The organism is Psychrobacter sp. DM8 (genome assembly GCF_051307025.1).
Taxonomy (GTDB): domain Bacteria; phylum Pseudomonadota; class Gammaproteobacteria; order Pseudomonadales; family Moraxellaceae; genus Psychrobacter.
Window position 1 is genome coordinate 298,081 of sequence record NZ_CP195538.1, and the last position, 14,305, is coordinate 312,385.

General features: G+C 45.6%; 13 protein-coding genes. 6 read left to right on the forward strand and 7 right to left on the reverse strand.

Annotated elements, in window-relative coordinates:
* Window positions 1-59: 59 nt before the first annotated feature.
* A complete protein-coding gene (locus ACR64J_RS01365) occupies window positions 60-956 on the forward strand; it encodes a hypothetical protein (protein ID WP_435950145.1) in 897 nt (298 codons plus the stop codon).
* A gap of 196 nt (window positions 957-1,152) precedes the next feature.
* Here the strand turns inward: ACR64J_RS01365 and ACR64J_RS01370 are convergent, their stop codons facing one another.
* The 4 genes from ACR64J_RS01370 to potA form a co-directional block, all read right to left on the reverse strand.
* Window positions 1,153-2,043, reverse strand: a complete 891-nt coding sequence (locus ACR64J_RS01370; protein ID WP_435950146.1) for a LysR family transcriptional regulator — start codon at window positions 2,041-2,043, stop codon at window positions 1,153-1,155.
* 344 nt (window positions 2,044-2,387) lie between these two features.
* The gene (gene potC, locus ACR64J_RS01375; RefSeq protein WP_435950147.1) at window positions 2,388-3,176 is read right to left on the reverse strand and encodes a spermidine/putrescine ABC transporter permease PotC; all 789 of its coding nucleotides are present in this window, start codon (window positions 3,174-3,176) and stop codon (window positions 2,388-2,390) included.
* The gene (gene potB, locus ACR64J_RS01380; RefSeq protein WP_435950148.1) at window positions 3,176-4,063 is read right to left on the reverse strand and encodes a spermidine/putrescine ABC transporter permease PotB; all 888 of its coding nucleotides are present in this window, start codon (window positions 4,061-4,063) and stop codon (window positions 3,176-3,178) included. The genes potC and potB overlap by 1 nt, the downstream gene beginning before the upstream one ends.
* Window positions 4,063-5,340, reverse strand: a complete 1,278-nt coding sequence (gene potA / locus ACR64J_RS01385) for a spermidine/putrescine ABC transporter ATP-binding protein PotA (protein WP_435950149.1) — start codon at window positions 5,338-5,340, stop codon at window positions 4,063-4,065. The genes potB and potA overlap by 1 nt, the downstream gene beginning before the upstream one ends.
* Window positions 5,341-5,626: 286 nt before the next feature.
* On the opposite strand from potA, the gene ACR64J_RS01390 reads away from it, so the two are divergent.
* The 4 genes from ACR64J_RS01390 to ACR64J_RS01405 all read left to right on the forward strand — a co-directional run bounded on the left by ACR64J_RS01390 (window position 5,627) and on the right by ACR64J_RS01405 (window position 9,220).
* Window positions 5,627-6,274, forward strand: coding sequence for a carbonic anhydrase (locus ACR64J_RS01390; RefSeq protein WP_435950150.1), 648 nt, complete (start codon window positions 5,627-5,629; stop codon window positions 6,272-6,274).
* Window positions 6,275-6,397: 123 nt separating this feature from the next.
* A complete protein-coding gene (gene gloA / locus ACR64J_RS01395) occupies window positions 6,398-6,967 on the forward strand; it encodes a lactoylglutathione lyase (RefSeq protein WP_435950151.1) in 570 nt (189 codons plus the stop codon).
* Between the two features lie 45 nt (window positions 6,968-7,012).
* Window positions 7,013-8,029, forward strand: a complete 1,017-nt coding sequence (locus tag ACR64J_RS01400; RefSeq protein ID WP_435950152.1) for a mechanosensitive ion channel family protein — start codon at window positions 7,013-7,015, stop codon at window positions 8,027-8,029.
* Between the two features lie 27 nt (window positions 8,030-8,056).
* Window positions 8,057-9,220, forward strand: coding sequence for a hypothetical protein (locus tag ACR64J_RS01405; protein WP_435950153.1), 1,164 nt, complete (start codon window positions 8,057-8,059; stop codon window positions 9,218-9,220).
* A gap of 103 nt (window positions 9,221-9,323) precedes the next feature.
* On the opposite strand, the gene ACR64J_RS01410 is transcribed toward ACR64J_RS01405, so the two are convergent.
* The 3 genes from ACR64J_RS01410 to ribA all read right to left on the reverse strand — a co-directional run bounded on the left by ACR64J_RS01410 (window position 9,324) and on the right by ribA (window position 11,679).
* Window positions 9,324-9,824 carry a c-type cytochrome gene (locus ACR64J_RS01410; RefSeq protein ID WP_435950154.1) on the reverse strand — a complete coding sequence of 167 codons (501 nt, stop codon included), beginning with the start codon at window positions 9,822-9,824 and terminating at the stop codon, window positions 9,324-9,326.
* A 115-nt stretch (window positions 9,825-9,939) separates the two neighbouring features.
* On the reverse strand, window positions 9,940-10,932 hold the full coding sequence (hemF, locus tag ACR64J_RS01415; protein WP_435950155.1) for an oxygen-dependent coproporphyrinogen oxidase: 993 nt from the start codon (window positions 10,930-10,932) through the stop codon (window positions 9,940-9,942).
* Between the two features lie 108 nt (window positions 10,933-11,040).
* Window positions 11,041-11,679, reverse strand: a complete 639-nt coding sequence (ribA, locus tag ACR64J_RS01420; RefSeq protein ID WP_435950156.1) for a GTP cyclohydrolase II — start codon at window positions 11,677-11,679, stop codon at window positions 11,041-11,043.
* Window positions 11,680-12,240: 561 nt separating this feature from the next.
* Here ribA and dxs point away from each other — a divergent pair.
* A complete protein-coding gene (gene dxs / locus ACR64J_RS01425; RefSeq protein WP_435950157.1) occupies window positions 12,241-14,289 on the forward strand; it encodes a 1-deoxy-D-xylulose-5-phosphate synthase in 2,049 nt (682 codons plus the stop codon).
* Window positions 14,290-14,305: the final 16 nt, after the last annotated feature.

The following is a 14,305-nucleotide window of genomic DNA, read 5'->3' on the forward strand; positions in this document are numbered from 1 at the left end:
TAGTTCTAGTGGGATTAATCTTAAAGATAGCTTTAAACCAATTATAATGAAGGTTATACATGGATCAAGAAGGAGTAGACAAGGTAGAACATACGATAACTAAAGGATCAAGTATTAGAGGTAATAAGGTTAAAAAAGATAGAAGTATTATTTATTATATAGGTATAGCCTTTAGATTTATTGAAGATAACACCAAGACTGTACTAGCTGTTACTTATGGTTTAGGGGCTACTGTTCAAGTTTTAAAATTAAGTGCAATAGATCCTACTTATATAAAGTTTTTTTCTGTATCACAGCTAATTGCAGATGGTGCTTTTTTTATATCACTAATCTTTCTAGGTTACATATCCTTTCTCGCCTTCTCTTTCTTATTCAAATCTATAGGTATTAGTAATATCCTCGTTTATGACCTCCAAAATAATCACAGATCTGAAAATTCCCTGTTGACTGGAAAAGGCTTTTTACTTCTACTACTGCCTTTCTTTGTACTTATTTTTTACAATATTACTATTATAGGCTACTTCAATAATAAAATTATTCCTATGGTAGTGATTTACTCTTTTATCTATTCTTTATTAATGGAAATGCTAAAATACTCTTACGAGTATGATAGTCATATAGTGAAAATTACAGGTGATAAAAGAATAGGTACTGGGGCTATTTATAGATTTTTGGTAAGTATGGCTATTATATTTTCAATTATTACAATACCCAAGTTTATATACAATATTTATAATCTACCTTCTAACTTAGATAACTACGATAAAGCTAAACAGATTGTAATGATAGACTATAAAGATCAAGCTATTACTAAGGATAGTGTTAATATCCTGTATTTTAATGATAAATTCATGTTCATAGAAATCATTAGACCCGATAATGAGGGTTCTATAGCTGTCTACCAGACTAATAGTATGTTGTTTGATACTAGAATTATAACTTTGAGTGAAGAATAAGAAATCGTTTCCTAAAAACTGTGTAATTGTCCAGAAAGAACACTATGAAATACATTGCAATTATTTAAACGACTCAACCCATTACCACCATTAATTTATAGCCAAACATTAAATTCCTCATCAGGGAACTATCAATTACCATAATATAAGAAAATAATCGATATTTCATAACTGAAAAATGAATAGACAGAAAAACCTACAACGGCTTAACAATACCTGCCAAAAGACCAGCAAACCCCTGCATATAAGCAGTACTTTGGCTTGACGTACGCGTCGCGGCATAGAGTTGACAATGCACGCCATCACCTAAAGGACGCGAGACCACCCAGCCTTTTTTCTCGTATTCTGCAACCACCCAATCGGGGAGGGCGGCAACTCCGCGCTCACTAGCGACTAGTTGAATCAACATCGCGGTTAGCTCAGTGGTGCGGATACGCTTAAAGCTCACATCGCATGGTGTCATAAAGTTGGCAATGATATCTAAGCGCTTGGCTTCAACGGGGTAAGCTATCAAGGTCTCATCGATTAAATCATTAGGCTCAATAACCTGCTGCGCTGCCAAATCGTGTGTTGGCGATAACACCAAACGACTCTCATACTCAAATAATGGCTGATAGCTGATACCGTCTATCGGTAGATTGCTCGTGGTAATCAACAAGTCAATATCACCCTCAACCAGCAAATGATGCGGCTCAGGCTCAAATCCTGTAGCAAAGTCCAGCTCGACATCGGACCATTCGCGGCGATATTGATTGAGTATCGGCATTAGCCAGTCAAAGCAGCTATGACATTCAGAGGCTAGGCGCAATCTGCCCGCTTGCCCATGAGCTAAGCGCTTGAGGTTAGATTTGGTACGGGTGACTTGCGGCAAGATACTATCAGCGAGCGCCAGTACCGTCTTGCCTGCTGGAGTAAAGCTAAGCGGGCGCGTACGACGATTGACTAAGCTGATGTCGTAGTAGTTCTCTAACTCTTTGAGCTGATGGGAGACCGCAGAAGCGGTGACGTGTAGCTCATCGGCTGCGGCGGCTAGCGAACCGTGTGCGCGCAGCGCGGTTAACGTATTAAGATGGCGAAGCTCTAACATAGCGTATCTTTATATTTAAGATGAGATGGATTCATTATAGTAAATATCACAATGAATTTCTTTCAGATTTATAGTTTTCTATTTGATATTAACGCTTGCGTAATAGCAATTGCGAGATAATAACTAAGATCAAAGACGCTGCGAGCAGTAGTGTACCGATAGCATTGACCTCAGGCTTAAGTCCTGAGAAGCGTTAAAAAATTGCACTGCAATTTTAGCTTTGCAAGGGTAATTCTTTAAATAGAATTTCCAAGAAGCTTTTGTAAGGTTTTAAAGCTAGTCTAAAAGCGCTAGCCTACAACAGCTAATATTAAACTAAGAATGGCGTATTAAAATTACTACGCTTAGCGACGACGCAATAAGAGCTGCGAGATAATGACCAATACCAATGAAGCCGCTAATAACAGTGTGCCAATGGCATTGACCTCAGGCTTAAGACCGACACGCACCATAGAATAAATACGCAGCGGCAAGATCTCATAGCTCGGACCCGTGACAAAGGTAGAGACCACCACATCATCAAGCGACAAGGTAAAGGCGAGCAACCAGCCCGCCATAACCGCAGGCAAAATAACGGGAATGAGTACGGTGCGTACCATCGTTGACTCGCTAGCGCCCAAGTCTCTGGCCGCCTCCATCAAGCGCTCATCTAAACTACTCAAGCGTGCAAAGACGGTAATCACCACAAACGGCAGGCAAAAGGTAATGTGCGCGAGCAATAAAGACACAAAGCCTAATTGCAAACCTATCAATAAAAATAGCGCGAGTAATGAGATCGCCAGTACAATCTCAGGCGACATCATCAGCACAAAGAGCAGGCCGTTTAATAGCCCTTTACCGCGAAAGTTATAACGATGGAGCGCAAGGGCAGTCAGCGTGCCTATCAAGGTGGAGACAGTGGCGGCGACCAATCCCAAAACGATAGAGTGCCAAAACGCATCAAGCATCGCTTGGTTGTTAAACAGTGACTCATACCACTTCAGGCTAAAGCCGCCCCAGTTATAGCCAATCTTGGACTTGTTAAAAGACATCACGACCAAGACAATAATGGGCAAATACAGTAGCGTATAAATGAGTCCCAGATAACCTTTGGCGGCGATACGGCCTATCTTTTGTGTACGTAGGCTCGACATTACGCCACCTCATTGAAGTCAGTTTTGCCGATACGCTTACTACTAGCGCGATAGGCTAGGAGCAACACCGCCATCGCTAACGTTAACAGTACACTCGCTGCCGCGCCGAACGGCCAATCACGCGCATCCAAAAATTGGTTTTTGATGATATTACCGACTAGCAAATTGCGCGAGCCGCCTAAGACATCAGCGACATAGAACATCCCCATCGCCGGCAATAACACCAAGAGTACGCCTGAGATAATCCCCGGCGTGGTCAAGGGCAGCACCACATGCCAAAAGGTTTGCGTTTTTGAGGCGCCCAAATCTTGTGACGCCAGCAGCATATCATCGCGCAGATCCGTAAACACGGCATAGAGCGGTAGCACCATAAATGGAAACAGCAAATAGGTGAGACCTGCGATGACCGCGCCTTGGGTGTACAAAATATCGATGGGCGCATCGATGACGCCTATCGCGAGCAGGGTTTTATTGATGAGTCCATTATTGGCAAACAGCAGCTTGAGCGCATAGGTACGCACTAAAGAGTTGGTCCAAAAGGGCAATATCAATAACATCATCAGTAACGCCTGCCAGCGACCATTGGTTTTGGAGACGAGCCAAGCAAAGGGATAACCAAGCAGCAAACAGATCACGGTAGTAATCCCTGCCATCCAGAGTGAATGAACGAAGACCTCAAAATATAGCGGATCAACTAGGCGTATATAGCTCTCAATAGTGACCGGCAAGCTGATAAACGCGCTACTATCACGGCTCAAAAAGCTCACTGCAATGACCAAGATATTAGGCAACAGGGCAAATATTAGTAGCCAGCCCCAAATTAGCCACAGCGTTGCAGTACGAAAGGGGCTTTTGCTGCCCAAATTGAAACGGCCATGACCTGCCATCAGCTGCCATCCTTTTCGTTATCGACGTTGTCATAGCCATCATTCGTGTCGCCATGAGTGTCATCAGGCAATACCCACTCCCAGCCATCAACCCACGAGACTTTGACGCCTTCATTTAACTTGTAATCAAAACTAGGATCGTCCTCGTCAAAGAATTCTGAGGCTTTAATCACATGACCGTTTTCAAGCTCAATAATAGAGTCAAGCGTACTGCCTTTATAATTACTTTCAATGACGCGGCCTAGCAGTCCCGTATGCGTCGTATCATGGGGATCATAAATGCGCAAATCCTCAGGGCGCAGGAGTAAATTGACGATATCGCCGACTTGAACGGCTGTCGCAAACGCAGGGCGGCGCAAATTACGCAGGGTTGTCGGGCCGTCTTGCGCTTCGCAAACCTCAACCTCAATACGCCCATTAGTGACGCGACCATCGCGATCTGGTTGCTTTAAGTTCACGCCTTTAACCTCAGCTTTAAACAGATTGGCTTCACCGATGAACTTGGCGGTAAACAGATTAGCAGGGGTCTCATAGATTTCAATAGGCGTGCCGATTTGCTGAAACCTACCATCTTTCATCACCGCAATGCGATCTGACATCGATAAGGCTTCTTCTTGATCGTGAGTGACAAAGACAAAGGTAATACCCAGCTCACGTTGCAAGCGTTTAAGCTCTGATTGCATCTGCAAACGCAGCTTATGATCGAGTGCTGATAACGGCTCATCGAGTAGCAACAATTTAGGGCGATTGATGACCGCGCGCGCGATAGCCACGCGCTGCTGCTGACCGCCAGATAAGTCTTGCGGGCGACGATTAGCCAAGTGCTCCATCTGCACCATCGCTAGCATCTCGCGCACCCGCGTCTGAATCTCATCCTTTGGGACTTTTTTGAGCTTAAGTCCGTAAGCGACGTTTTGCGCGACGCTCATATGCGGAAACAGCGCATACTGCTGAAATACGGTATTGACAGGGCGTTTATCAGCGGATAGACCTGCTATCTGCACGCCGTCCAAAACGATGGCACCTGCTGTCGGCTGCTCAAATCCTGCAATCAAGCGTAGCAAGGTGGTCTTGCCGCAACCAGATGGACCTAGCAAAGTTAGGAACTCACCGTGCTTGATATCGAGGTTGATGTCGGTCAGCACTTGCGTCTGATCGTAAGATTTTTTGACCCCTGTGATTTGCAGCAAGCTATTACTGTCAGTAGGCGTGTTTTTATCATAGTTAGAAGCGCTGTTGGCGCTTGCTGAGATGACAGTTGCTGGCGAGTTGGTCATAAAGCGGATTCCTAAGCTTTTAACAATAGGCTTGTGAATAGTTATATCAAGTATACCGACGAATATAAGATAAGCGCAGGGTTTGACTTGCGCCAACGGTTAGATATTATAACAAACCTACCCAATGAATGACTCAAATCTCGTTATGAATTATACAATTGGCTTATAACCAAACATTGAGACAAACATTTTTTACCCTGTTTTTAACATTATTGCGATACAATTGTTTTTGTTCACTAGGTAGGTTTTAACACTTGTGCCCCTCATCTCAAAACAAGGACGTCTTATGACTACTCAAACCGATAATAATCGCCCAGCAACGGGTCAAGAAGTACTGGCGCTACTCAAAGAAGGCAATGCGCGTTACGTTGAGAGCTTAAATACAACAGACCCTTGTATGCAAAGGCGGCCTGAGCTGGTCAGTGTGCAAAATCCACTAGCGATTATTCTGGGCTGCTCAGATGCCCGCGTCCCTGTAGAGATTGTTTTTGATCAAAAGCTTGGCGAGCTTTTTGTGATTCGGGTGGCAGGAAATGTGGTCGCGCCCTCTCAAATTGGCTCTGTTGAATTTGCTGCCGATCAATTCGATACCAAGCTTGTCGTCGTTCTTGGGCATTCGCACTGCGGCGCGGTGACCGCTTGCGTCGACGCGCTGATCCATCCTGACAAGTACTACTCGCCCAACTTGCAGTCGATCGTCGATCGCATCCGCCCCAGTGTCTACAACCTGCATGAGCTTGCTACTGCCAACGGGCAAGATGTCGACGCTGATGAGTTGGTTGAGCGCTCTATTAGCGCCAATGTACGCATGTCAGTCAGCCAGCTTCGTCACGGCTCGCGTATTTTAGAAGACTTATCTGGTAGTGGTCAATTGCTCATCGTCGGCGCTGAGTATGACTTAGAGACAGGTGAGGTACGCTTTTTAGACCATTAAATGTATAAGCTTAATTTAGGTTTATCATCTTAACTTGAATTTATGAGCTTAATACAAAACGCCATCAGTACCCGCGGCGATTTTTATTAAGATGAGTAACACTTTTAAAAAATAGGAATAATAATGTCAAAGGTATTAAGTCCAGATACGAGTAACGCGTCGATTGACCAGCCCAAGAGCAGCGTACAAGCGGTAGGGGTTCAGCCTATATCGGCTCAAACCAAAGGCTTTAATTTTAATCACACCATGCTACGCGTCAAAGACCCCGTCAAATCGCTTGAGTTTTATACAGGCGTGCTCGGTATGACCTTACTTGCCGTCAAAAAATTCCCTGATATGGGTTTTGATTTGTACTTTTTAGCCAAGCTTACCAAAAGCGAGCGTGATACTCTGCCCGCAGGTGACGATTTAGCGATTTATGCCTTTCGTCAGCGCGGTATTTTGGAGCTTACGCACAATCATGGTACCGAGACCAAAGATGACTTTAGCTATCACGATGGTAATGAGGCGCCGCAGGGCTTTGGACATATTTGCTTTAGCGTACCTGATTTAGAGGCCGCTGTAGAATGGTTTGATAGCAAAGATGTCGCTTTCAAAAAACGACCAGAGGAAGGCAGTATGAAAAATATTGCCTTTATCAAAGATGTCGATGGTTACTGGATTGAGATCGTACAAGCGGACTTGATGGATTAGTAATGCCCGATTGACTAAAACAATAATGACTGGAGTAATCTTTTTATGGCAACTACTGAGGGTGATCCTACCGCAACTGAGACTGCCGCAACTGAGACTGCCGCAAACACAGCAATACAAAGCGCTGACCCTGTGACTTATCATACCATTACAGATACAGCGAACGATCTACTCAGTAGTTTCGTCGAACGCATCCCGTACTTAGTTGCGGCGATTATCGTGATCGTAATCTTTTGGCTATTGTCTATCGTCTTCAAAAAAATCGTTCGCAAACTACTGGGCAGCCGTAGTCGGCATCAAAACCTTGTCAAAGTATTTCAGCGCATAGGCGGCGCATTGATATTTTTTATCGGCTTTATGATCGCTATGGTCATCGCCTTACCAGGATTTACCCCAGCCAAACTTATCGGCGCGCTTGGTATCGGTTCGGTTGCCATTGGTTTTGCCTTTAAGGATATTTTTCAAAACCTACTATCTGGTATTTTATTATTAATATCAGAGCCGTTTCGCATTGGCGATCAAATTGTCTCAGGTGATTTTGAGGGTACGGTTGAAGACATCAAAATCCGCGCCACGACCATTAGAACTTATGATGGACGGCAAGTTGTCATACCCAATTCAGATCTGTATACCTCGGCTCTAACGGTCAATACCGCCTATAAGCAGCGCCGCTTGCAAGTTGAGGTGGGTATCGGTTATGAGGATGATATCGAAGAAGCCAAGATGGAGATTATCAAGGCATTACAAAAGGCGGATACGGTATCAACCAAAGCGGATCCAAGTATCATTGCCACAGGTTTTGGTGGGTCATCTATGGATATGACAGTACGTTGGTTTATCGAAGATGGTACGCAAGCCAATAAAGTGGCTTCCATTCATCAGGTCATTGTTGAGATCAAAAAAGCACTTGATGCGGCAGACATTAATATACCATTCCCGATACGCACGCTAGATCTGAGCGATCCGTCGGTAAAAGCTACGGTCGAGCAACTCAGCAAAAAGGATGCTAAAGATCAAGAAGGTGAAAACAAAGTAGATGTGGATAAAATTATCACAGAGTAAATATCTGGTGTTGAGGCTGATACATCGATGACGAAAAGAGTGATCACTCTTGGCATTATGAAACTTGCCGTAGCTGGCGAAGAGAGTGACGTTGCCTTGGATAAAACAATCGAAGCTGCGACGGCTCGGTTCAACCAAGTCGTGCAGCATAAGCTAGACATTCAAATCGAGTCATTCTCTTTTACAGGACTCAGTTTAACTCCTGATCAGAACGGCTATCGAGCGCTCGATTTTGTACAGATTGGCATCAATGAAAAGACTGAGCGCAAGCTTGCATTTATGTTGATTATTACCGATGTAGAAATCGCTGCCGCCTCTATGTCTTATTTACTTGCGCTGCCCTCTCAGCTTACTAATGTGGCGGTAATCTCTACGCGTCGTTTGCTCGATTCTGAAGTTACGCAAGAGGATAGGCTTATCAAGCGCTTAACTCACCTAATGCTACAGTGCTTTGGTCGACTGTTAAACCTAAAATATACGCAAGAGCCGACTAATTATTTGGCTTATGTGCAAGTGCCTGATGACCTTGACGCTATGCAGGCCTTTACAGCCGCTCAGTACCAGCAGATGGCTGAGAGTCTTCCACAAGAGGCCAATGATCGTTACTCTGAGGGGAGTAGGTTTTCTTTTGTCATTCGGCATATCCTAAGCAATATTCCAAGGATTGTTCGCGGAGCCATCAGAGCCAATCCGCTACGCCTTGTTACCAAACTACCAACCATGATTGCGACAGCGCTTTCAGTGATTATCGTACTTATCTTTGGCGGGGAGACTTGGGATTTTGCCGCTTCAGTGTCTTACAGTCAGCTAGCGGTTTTTGTCGTCTCCAGTTTTTTGGCAGCAACTTTTGTGCTCTACCGCGCTTTTTCCTTTCAGCTCATATCTACGCGGCGAGGGCAAACCTCAGAGAGCTCGGTGGTCACGGCTGCGGCTACCTATTTGGCACTAGTATTAACGCTGATTTGTATGTTCATCATGTTTGGAGTGCTGATGTATGGTGTGGTGGTGTTCGTATTTCCAGATCCCTTGATGAGTACGTGGACCTCTGACAAAGATGGAGCTTCCCTTGCAGCTCATATACGCTTGGCAGCATTCTTGGCGGCTGTAGGAGTGCTATCAGGCTCGCTTGGCGGATCGGCGGATTCGCGCTCAGTGGTACGCAATGTGTTGTTTGCAGCTGATGAAACGTGATAGCTTGGGAACAAGCTACTAATAAATCTCACTAAAAGAACCGCTATATCATTTAATATAGCGGTTTTTTTGTACTTGCTCACTGACTACAAACGTAGGCACCTTAGTCGGTTTTAACTTTAAAGTCAGTATGACAAGACTTACAGCTGGCACCAACATCACCAAAAGCGGGCTTGAAGTCATCGACACTGGTCGCTGTTTGCGCAACCGCATCAAGCTGTGCGGTAACTTGCTGAAACTTCTCTGATTCATTGACGAAAGTGGCGTTGTCGCTCCAAACGGCTTCTGTCGAATTACCAATGGACTCCGCGTTACCAAAATGTACCCAAGGGCTTTTTGAGGCTTCTGCCAAAAATGAGGTTTGATCTTTGAGTACTGCCGCATCAAAAGTATCAGGCGCTTTGACCATATCGCCCATAATTCCCATTGCGTCACTGTAGCTTTTCATAATGTCTTGTCGGGCTTTGATATCAGGATCAGTAGGACTGCTACAAGCGCTTAAACCGACTACAGCGCTTAGTAGCGCCGTGCCAGCGACTGCTCTTAATGATGTGGCTTTTAAAGTTTTGTTTTTTAATAGGGTATTAGTACGAACCTGTTCCATAGGTCACTCTTCCTTATTTATACAATGATTAAATATGCAGGGTTGGTGGTTAAGATAGTTTTTATTAAAAACAAGAAAGGGCAGTTGTTGAGCCCTTTTTTATTCATTATGCCAACTAAGAGTGCAAAGTCAACCAGTCACGTGGTTTTAAATAGTAATCGGTAAGCTCAAACTCAGCAGTGCCAGGCTCAGGCTCAAAACGGTAGTGCCAGCTGGCAAGGGGCGGCATACTGACCAAGATGGACTCAATACGGCCATTGCTCTGTAGCCCAAATAAGGTACCGCGATCATACACCAGGTTATACTCAACATAGCGACCACGGCGATAGAGCTGAAATTCGCGCTGCGCCTCGGTATAGGGCTCATCTTTACGCTTATCAAAGATAGGGAGGATGCCATCGAGATAACCGTTGCCGACCGCTTTCATAAAGTCAAAGCAGCGCTCAAAATCCCAACCTCGGCTCTGGGTATTGACATCATCATAAAACAGGCCGCCGATACCGCGCTGCTCATCACGGTGGCGCAGATGAAAGTACTCATCACACCACTGTTTAAAATCAGCATAAATGTTCTCGCCAAAAGGTGCGCATAGATCGTGACAGACCTGGTGCCAGTGCACGCAGTCAGCGAGCACAGGATAAAACGGCGTCAAGTCAAAACCGCCACCGAACCACCAAATCGGATCCTCACCCGGTGCTTCGGCGACAAACAATCTAACATTCGCATGGCTAGTTGGGACGTTTGGATTAGTGGGGTGCACCACCAGTGATACGCCCATTGCTTGTGCTTTGCGACCAGCGATATCAGGGTGACGGGCTGTCGCGGACGCCGGCAAGTTATGGACATGAATATGGCTGAACATAACGCCTGCTTTTTCGATAACTTGACCGCCCGCAAGCACGTTTGAGCGTCCGCCGCCGCCCTCAGGACGTTCCCAATTATCGGGAACAAAGGTAGCACTACCGCCGCCGTCACGCTCCTGAACTTCTAGCGCCTGACAAATTCGCGTCTGCAAATCGACCAAAAACGCGCGTACGCGCAGGATGCTCTTGCTGGTCGCTCCACTGTCAGTAGTCGTTATTGCTGATTTGTCGTTTGTGTCGCTCATAATAATTTTTCACTTATAATGCTTCGCTTATAGTTTGTCACTTCTTATAGTTTGTCGCTTATAGTCCTGCGCTTACAATCTTGGTACTTGTACTACTATTGAAGCGTATTACTGATTAAAATGCGTTTCGGTATTGATGTCTTTATCCAACAGGTGTCCCATGCGGTCACGCTTAGTCGCTAGATAACTGGCGTTATCCTCTGTGATACCGACGATTGAGGGCACGCGCTCTACGACGTCGATACCGTGATCGGTCAGATAGGTGACTTTGTTAGGATTGTTGGTGATGAGGCGTACTTGATTGACGCCAACGTGTGCCAGCATCGGCCCGCACATATCATAGATACGCGCATCAGCAGGTAGCCCTAGTATCAAATTGGCATCCAAAGTATCATGACCTTGATCCTGCAAGGCATAAGCGCGGATTTTATTGGTGAGTCCTATGCCGCGGCCTTCTTGACGCAGATATAATATAGCGCCGCAACCGGACTCTTGTACCGCTTGCATAGCCATATTAAGCTGAGGCCCGCAGTCGCATTTGAGTGAGTCAAAAGCGTCACCTGTAAGGCACTCTGAATGAATGCGTACAAGGGGAATCATAGAGGCACTAGCATCTATATCTTGTGCGGCAGGCAGGCCAACGGTGAGCATGACATGCTCCTGACCGTCTTCGTTTTCAAAAACATGAATATCAAACTCGCCGTAACGAGTCGGTAATTTGGCACTAGTAATAAATTGATATGACATTGAGATCCTGCATAGGCCGGTTATCGTGGCAGTAGAGGAGAGTGTTGTAGAGCGTATTTAAGGTCAACTTGGAACCTGTTTTAGCCTAACGATAATTTTAGACTTATATAAGGCATAAGTTCTCGTTTACAATAAGCCTATGACTTAAGGCTGGCAAAGGAGTGCTTCGCCTATGTGGTGCTTGAGGCCAATTAATAACACGCTGATAGTAAATAGAGCAAACTAGTATAACCTGTTCTGAAGCAAGCGACTAAGTTTAGGATAAAACACATAAAATTCACAGACCAAACACGATGACTTCAGCGACTGTCAAAAAAAAATGCTATTATGCCATACTATTTTGCCCAGTACAGTGACAAGTGTTTACCCGTAGATTACTATGGCGTCACGAACTTTCACGACCCATGCCCGATAACAAGGCATAATGTGGCAAGTTATCGCAGCGAATAAAGTAGGTAATACTAGGGTCTGTTTGAGCAAAAAAACAAATAAAGATTTACCTCTTAAGCTTATGTAAGCTAAAGGTATATCACGTCAAGCTTGATAGGTATCGTACGGTTTATGCAGCAGTCAACTCATCCCCTACAGTCTCAGTCAGCATCTGCAGCGCACTCTATTGCTGATGCGCCTGTGTACCCATCAGCTTTGCAGCAAACTTACGATACTATTCCGCGCACGCGTCCATCGACTCCGCTACTAGACACTATTGACGCGCCTGCTGATTTAAATGACTTAAGTTGTGAGCAGCTTATTACATTAGCCGATGAGCTGCGTCTGTTTGTACTGTATTCAGCAGGTCAAAGCGGCGGTCATTTTGGCGCAAACTTGGGCGTCATTGAGCTGACGATTGCACTGCATTATCTGTTGGATATGCCGCAAGATCAAATCGTTTGGGATGTCGGTCATCAAGCTTATGCTCATAAAGTATTGACTGGTCGCCGTGATAAGCTTGGCTCTATTCGTGCCAAAGATGGTCTAACCGCTTTCCCTGAGCGCGGCGAATCTGTATACGATACCTTTGGCGTGGGACACTCCTCGACTTCTATCTCAGCTGGGCTTGGTATGAGCCTTGCGCTGCGTTACCAAGGTCGCGCGCAGACTGTTGCTTGCGTTATCGGCGATGGTGCGATGACAGGTGGCATGGCGTTTGAGGCCATGAATGATGCGGTGCAGCAAAACGCTGATCTGCTAGTCATATTAAATGACAATGATATGTCGATATCCTGCTCTATCGGTGGGTTTTCACGGCATTTAGCGATGCTGTGGGAGTCAGGCTATCAGGTAGATATCGCAGAAACGGGCGAGCCTGTCTTGCGTCATAGACCTAATATGCGTGATTTTGATCGGCGCAAACGCCACAAAGCCATGCGCGATGTTCCTAATTTAGAAGACAACTTGTTTAAAGCTATAGGCTTTACCTACTTTGGCCCCTTTGATGGTCATAACATGCCTGAATTATTACGGGTGTTATCGAGAGCTAAACAAGTCAAAGGCCCAGTCTTGGTACATATTTATACCACCAAAGGTCGCGGCTTTGCGCCTGCTGAAGCGGATCCTGTGGGTTATCATGCGATTAGTAAGCTGGCTGGTGATACGCCAAACAATGATGTCGCCAAAGACAGTCCAGCTAAAGCACCAGCACTAAAATTCTCGCAAGTATTTGGGCAGTTTTTGTGTGATAAAGCTGAGCAAGACGATAAGCTGTTAGCTATTACGCCTGCGATGGAGGAGGGCTCAGGGATGACCCTGTTTGCCCGCCACTATCCTGAGCGCTTCTTTGATGTAGCAATCGCTGAGCAGCACGCGGTCACGCTGGCAGGCGGCATGGCAACCCAAGGGGTCAAGCCTATTGTGGCGATTTATTCCACATTTTTGCAGCGCGGTTATGATCAATTAATTCACGATATCGCTTTGCAAGATTTGGACGTGATGTTTGCTATCGACCGTGCAGGGTTAGTCGGTGAAGATGGTGCAACCCATGCGGGTATATTTGATTTAGCCTTTATGCGCTGCGTACCTAATATGATTGTCGCGGCGCCAAAAGATGAAAACGAGTGCTACCATCTACTTAATACTTGTTATGAGTATCAAGGGTGCAGCGCGGTTCGTTATCCACGCGGCACGGGCACAGGCGCCCTTATCGTTAAGCCTGCTGAGCAGTATAAGATCGGACAAGCCGTTATTGAGTCAGTATTGGGTTCTAGTGAGGCTCAGATTAAGCTGATTTTGCTAGCGTTCGGAACTAGGGTTGCGACAGCTGAGCAAGCGGCAAAGGTGTTGAGTGCTGAGCAAGCCGATTGTCAGATTCAAGTGGTCAATATGCGCTGGGTCAAGCCTTTAGATAGTGAGATGATAGAGTCGCTAATTGAGCAGGGTGCGACGCATATCGTAACGCTTGAGGAGCACGTCATCATGGGCGGGGCTGGTAGCGCGGTCAATGAGTATTTGCTCAATGAGTCAGTCGCTTATCAGCGTCAGCGACCGGTAGTACTCAACATCGGTATAGCCGATCAGTTTGCCGCTCATGGCTCGCAAGCCGAGCAGATCGCAGACTGCGGCTTAGATGTCACAGGCGTAACCTCTCAGCTCAAAGGTTTGTTATCTTCGTAGTCTTATATTTTATTGA

What these genes read in the sequence shown, in the direction of transcription:
- ACR64J_RS01365 (WP_435950145.1), top strand. Translation starts at nt 60, where the DNA reads ATGGATCAAGAAGGAGTAGACAAGGTAGAACATACGATAACTAAAGGA.
- ACR64J_RS01370 (WP_435950146.1), bottom strand. Translation starts at nt 2,043, where the DNA reads ATGTTAGAGCTTCGCCATCTTAATACGTTAACCGCGCTGCGCGCACAC.
- potC (WP_435950147.1), bottom strand. Translation starts at nt 3,176, where the DNA reads ATGTCGAGCCTACGTACACAAAAGATAGGCCGTATCGCCGCCAAAGGT.
- potB (WP_435950148.1), bottom strand. Translation starts at nt 4,063, where the DNA reads ATGGCAGGTCATGGCCGTTTCAATTTGGGCAGCAAAAGCCCCTTTCGT.
- potA (WP_435950149.1), bottom strand. Translation starts at nt 5,340, where the DNA reads ATGACCAACTCGCCAGCAACTGTCATCTCAGCAAGCGCCAACAGCGCT.
- ACR64J_RS01390 (WP_435950150.1), top strand. Translation starts at nt 5,627, where the DNA reads ATGACTACTCAAACCGATAATAATCGCCCAGCAACGGGTCAAGAAGTA.
- gloA (WP_435950151.1), top strand. Translation starts at nt 6,398, where the DNA reads ATGTCAAAGGTATTAAGTCCAGATACGAGTAACGCGTCGATTGACCAG.
- ACR64J_RS01400 (WP_435950152.1), top strand. Translation starts at nt 7,013, where the DNA reads ATGGCAACTACTGAGGGTGATCCTACCGCAACTGAGACTGCCGCAACT.
- ACR64J_RS01405 (WP_435950153.1), top strand. Translation starts at nt 8,057, where the DNA reads ATGACGAAAAGAGTGATCACTCTTGGCATTATGAAACTTGCCGTAGCT.
- ACR64J_RS01410 (WP_435950154.1), bottom strand. Translation starts at nt 9,824, where the DNA reads ATGGAACAGGTTCGTACTAATACCCTATTAAAAAACAAAACTTTAAAA.
- hemF (WP_435950155.1), bottom strand. Translation starts at nt 10,932, where the DNA reads ATGAGCGACACAAACGACAAATCAGCAATAACGACTACTGACAGTGGA.
- ribA (WP_435950156.1), bottom strand. Translation starts at nt 11,679, where the DNA reads ATGTCATATCAATTTATTACTAGTGCCAAATTACCGACTCGTTACGGC.
- dxs (WP_435950157.1), top strand. Translation starts at nt 12,241, where the DNA reads ATGCAGCAGTCAACTCATCCCCTACAGTCTCAGTCAGCATCTGCAGCG.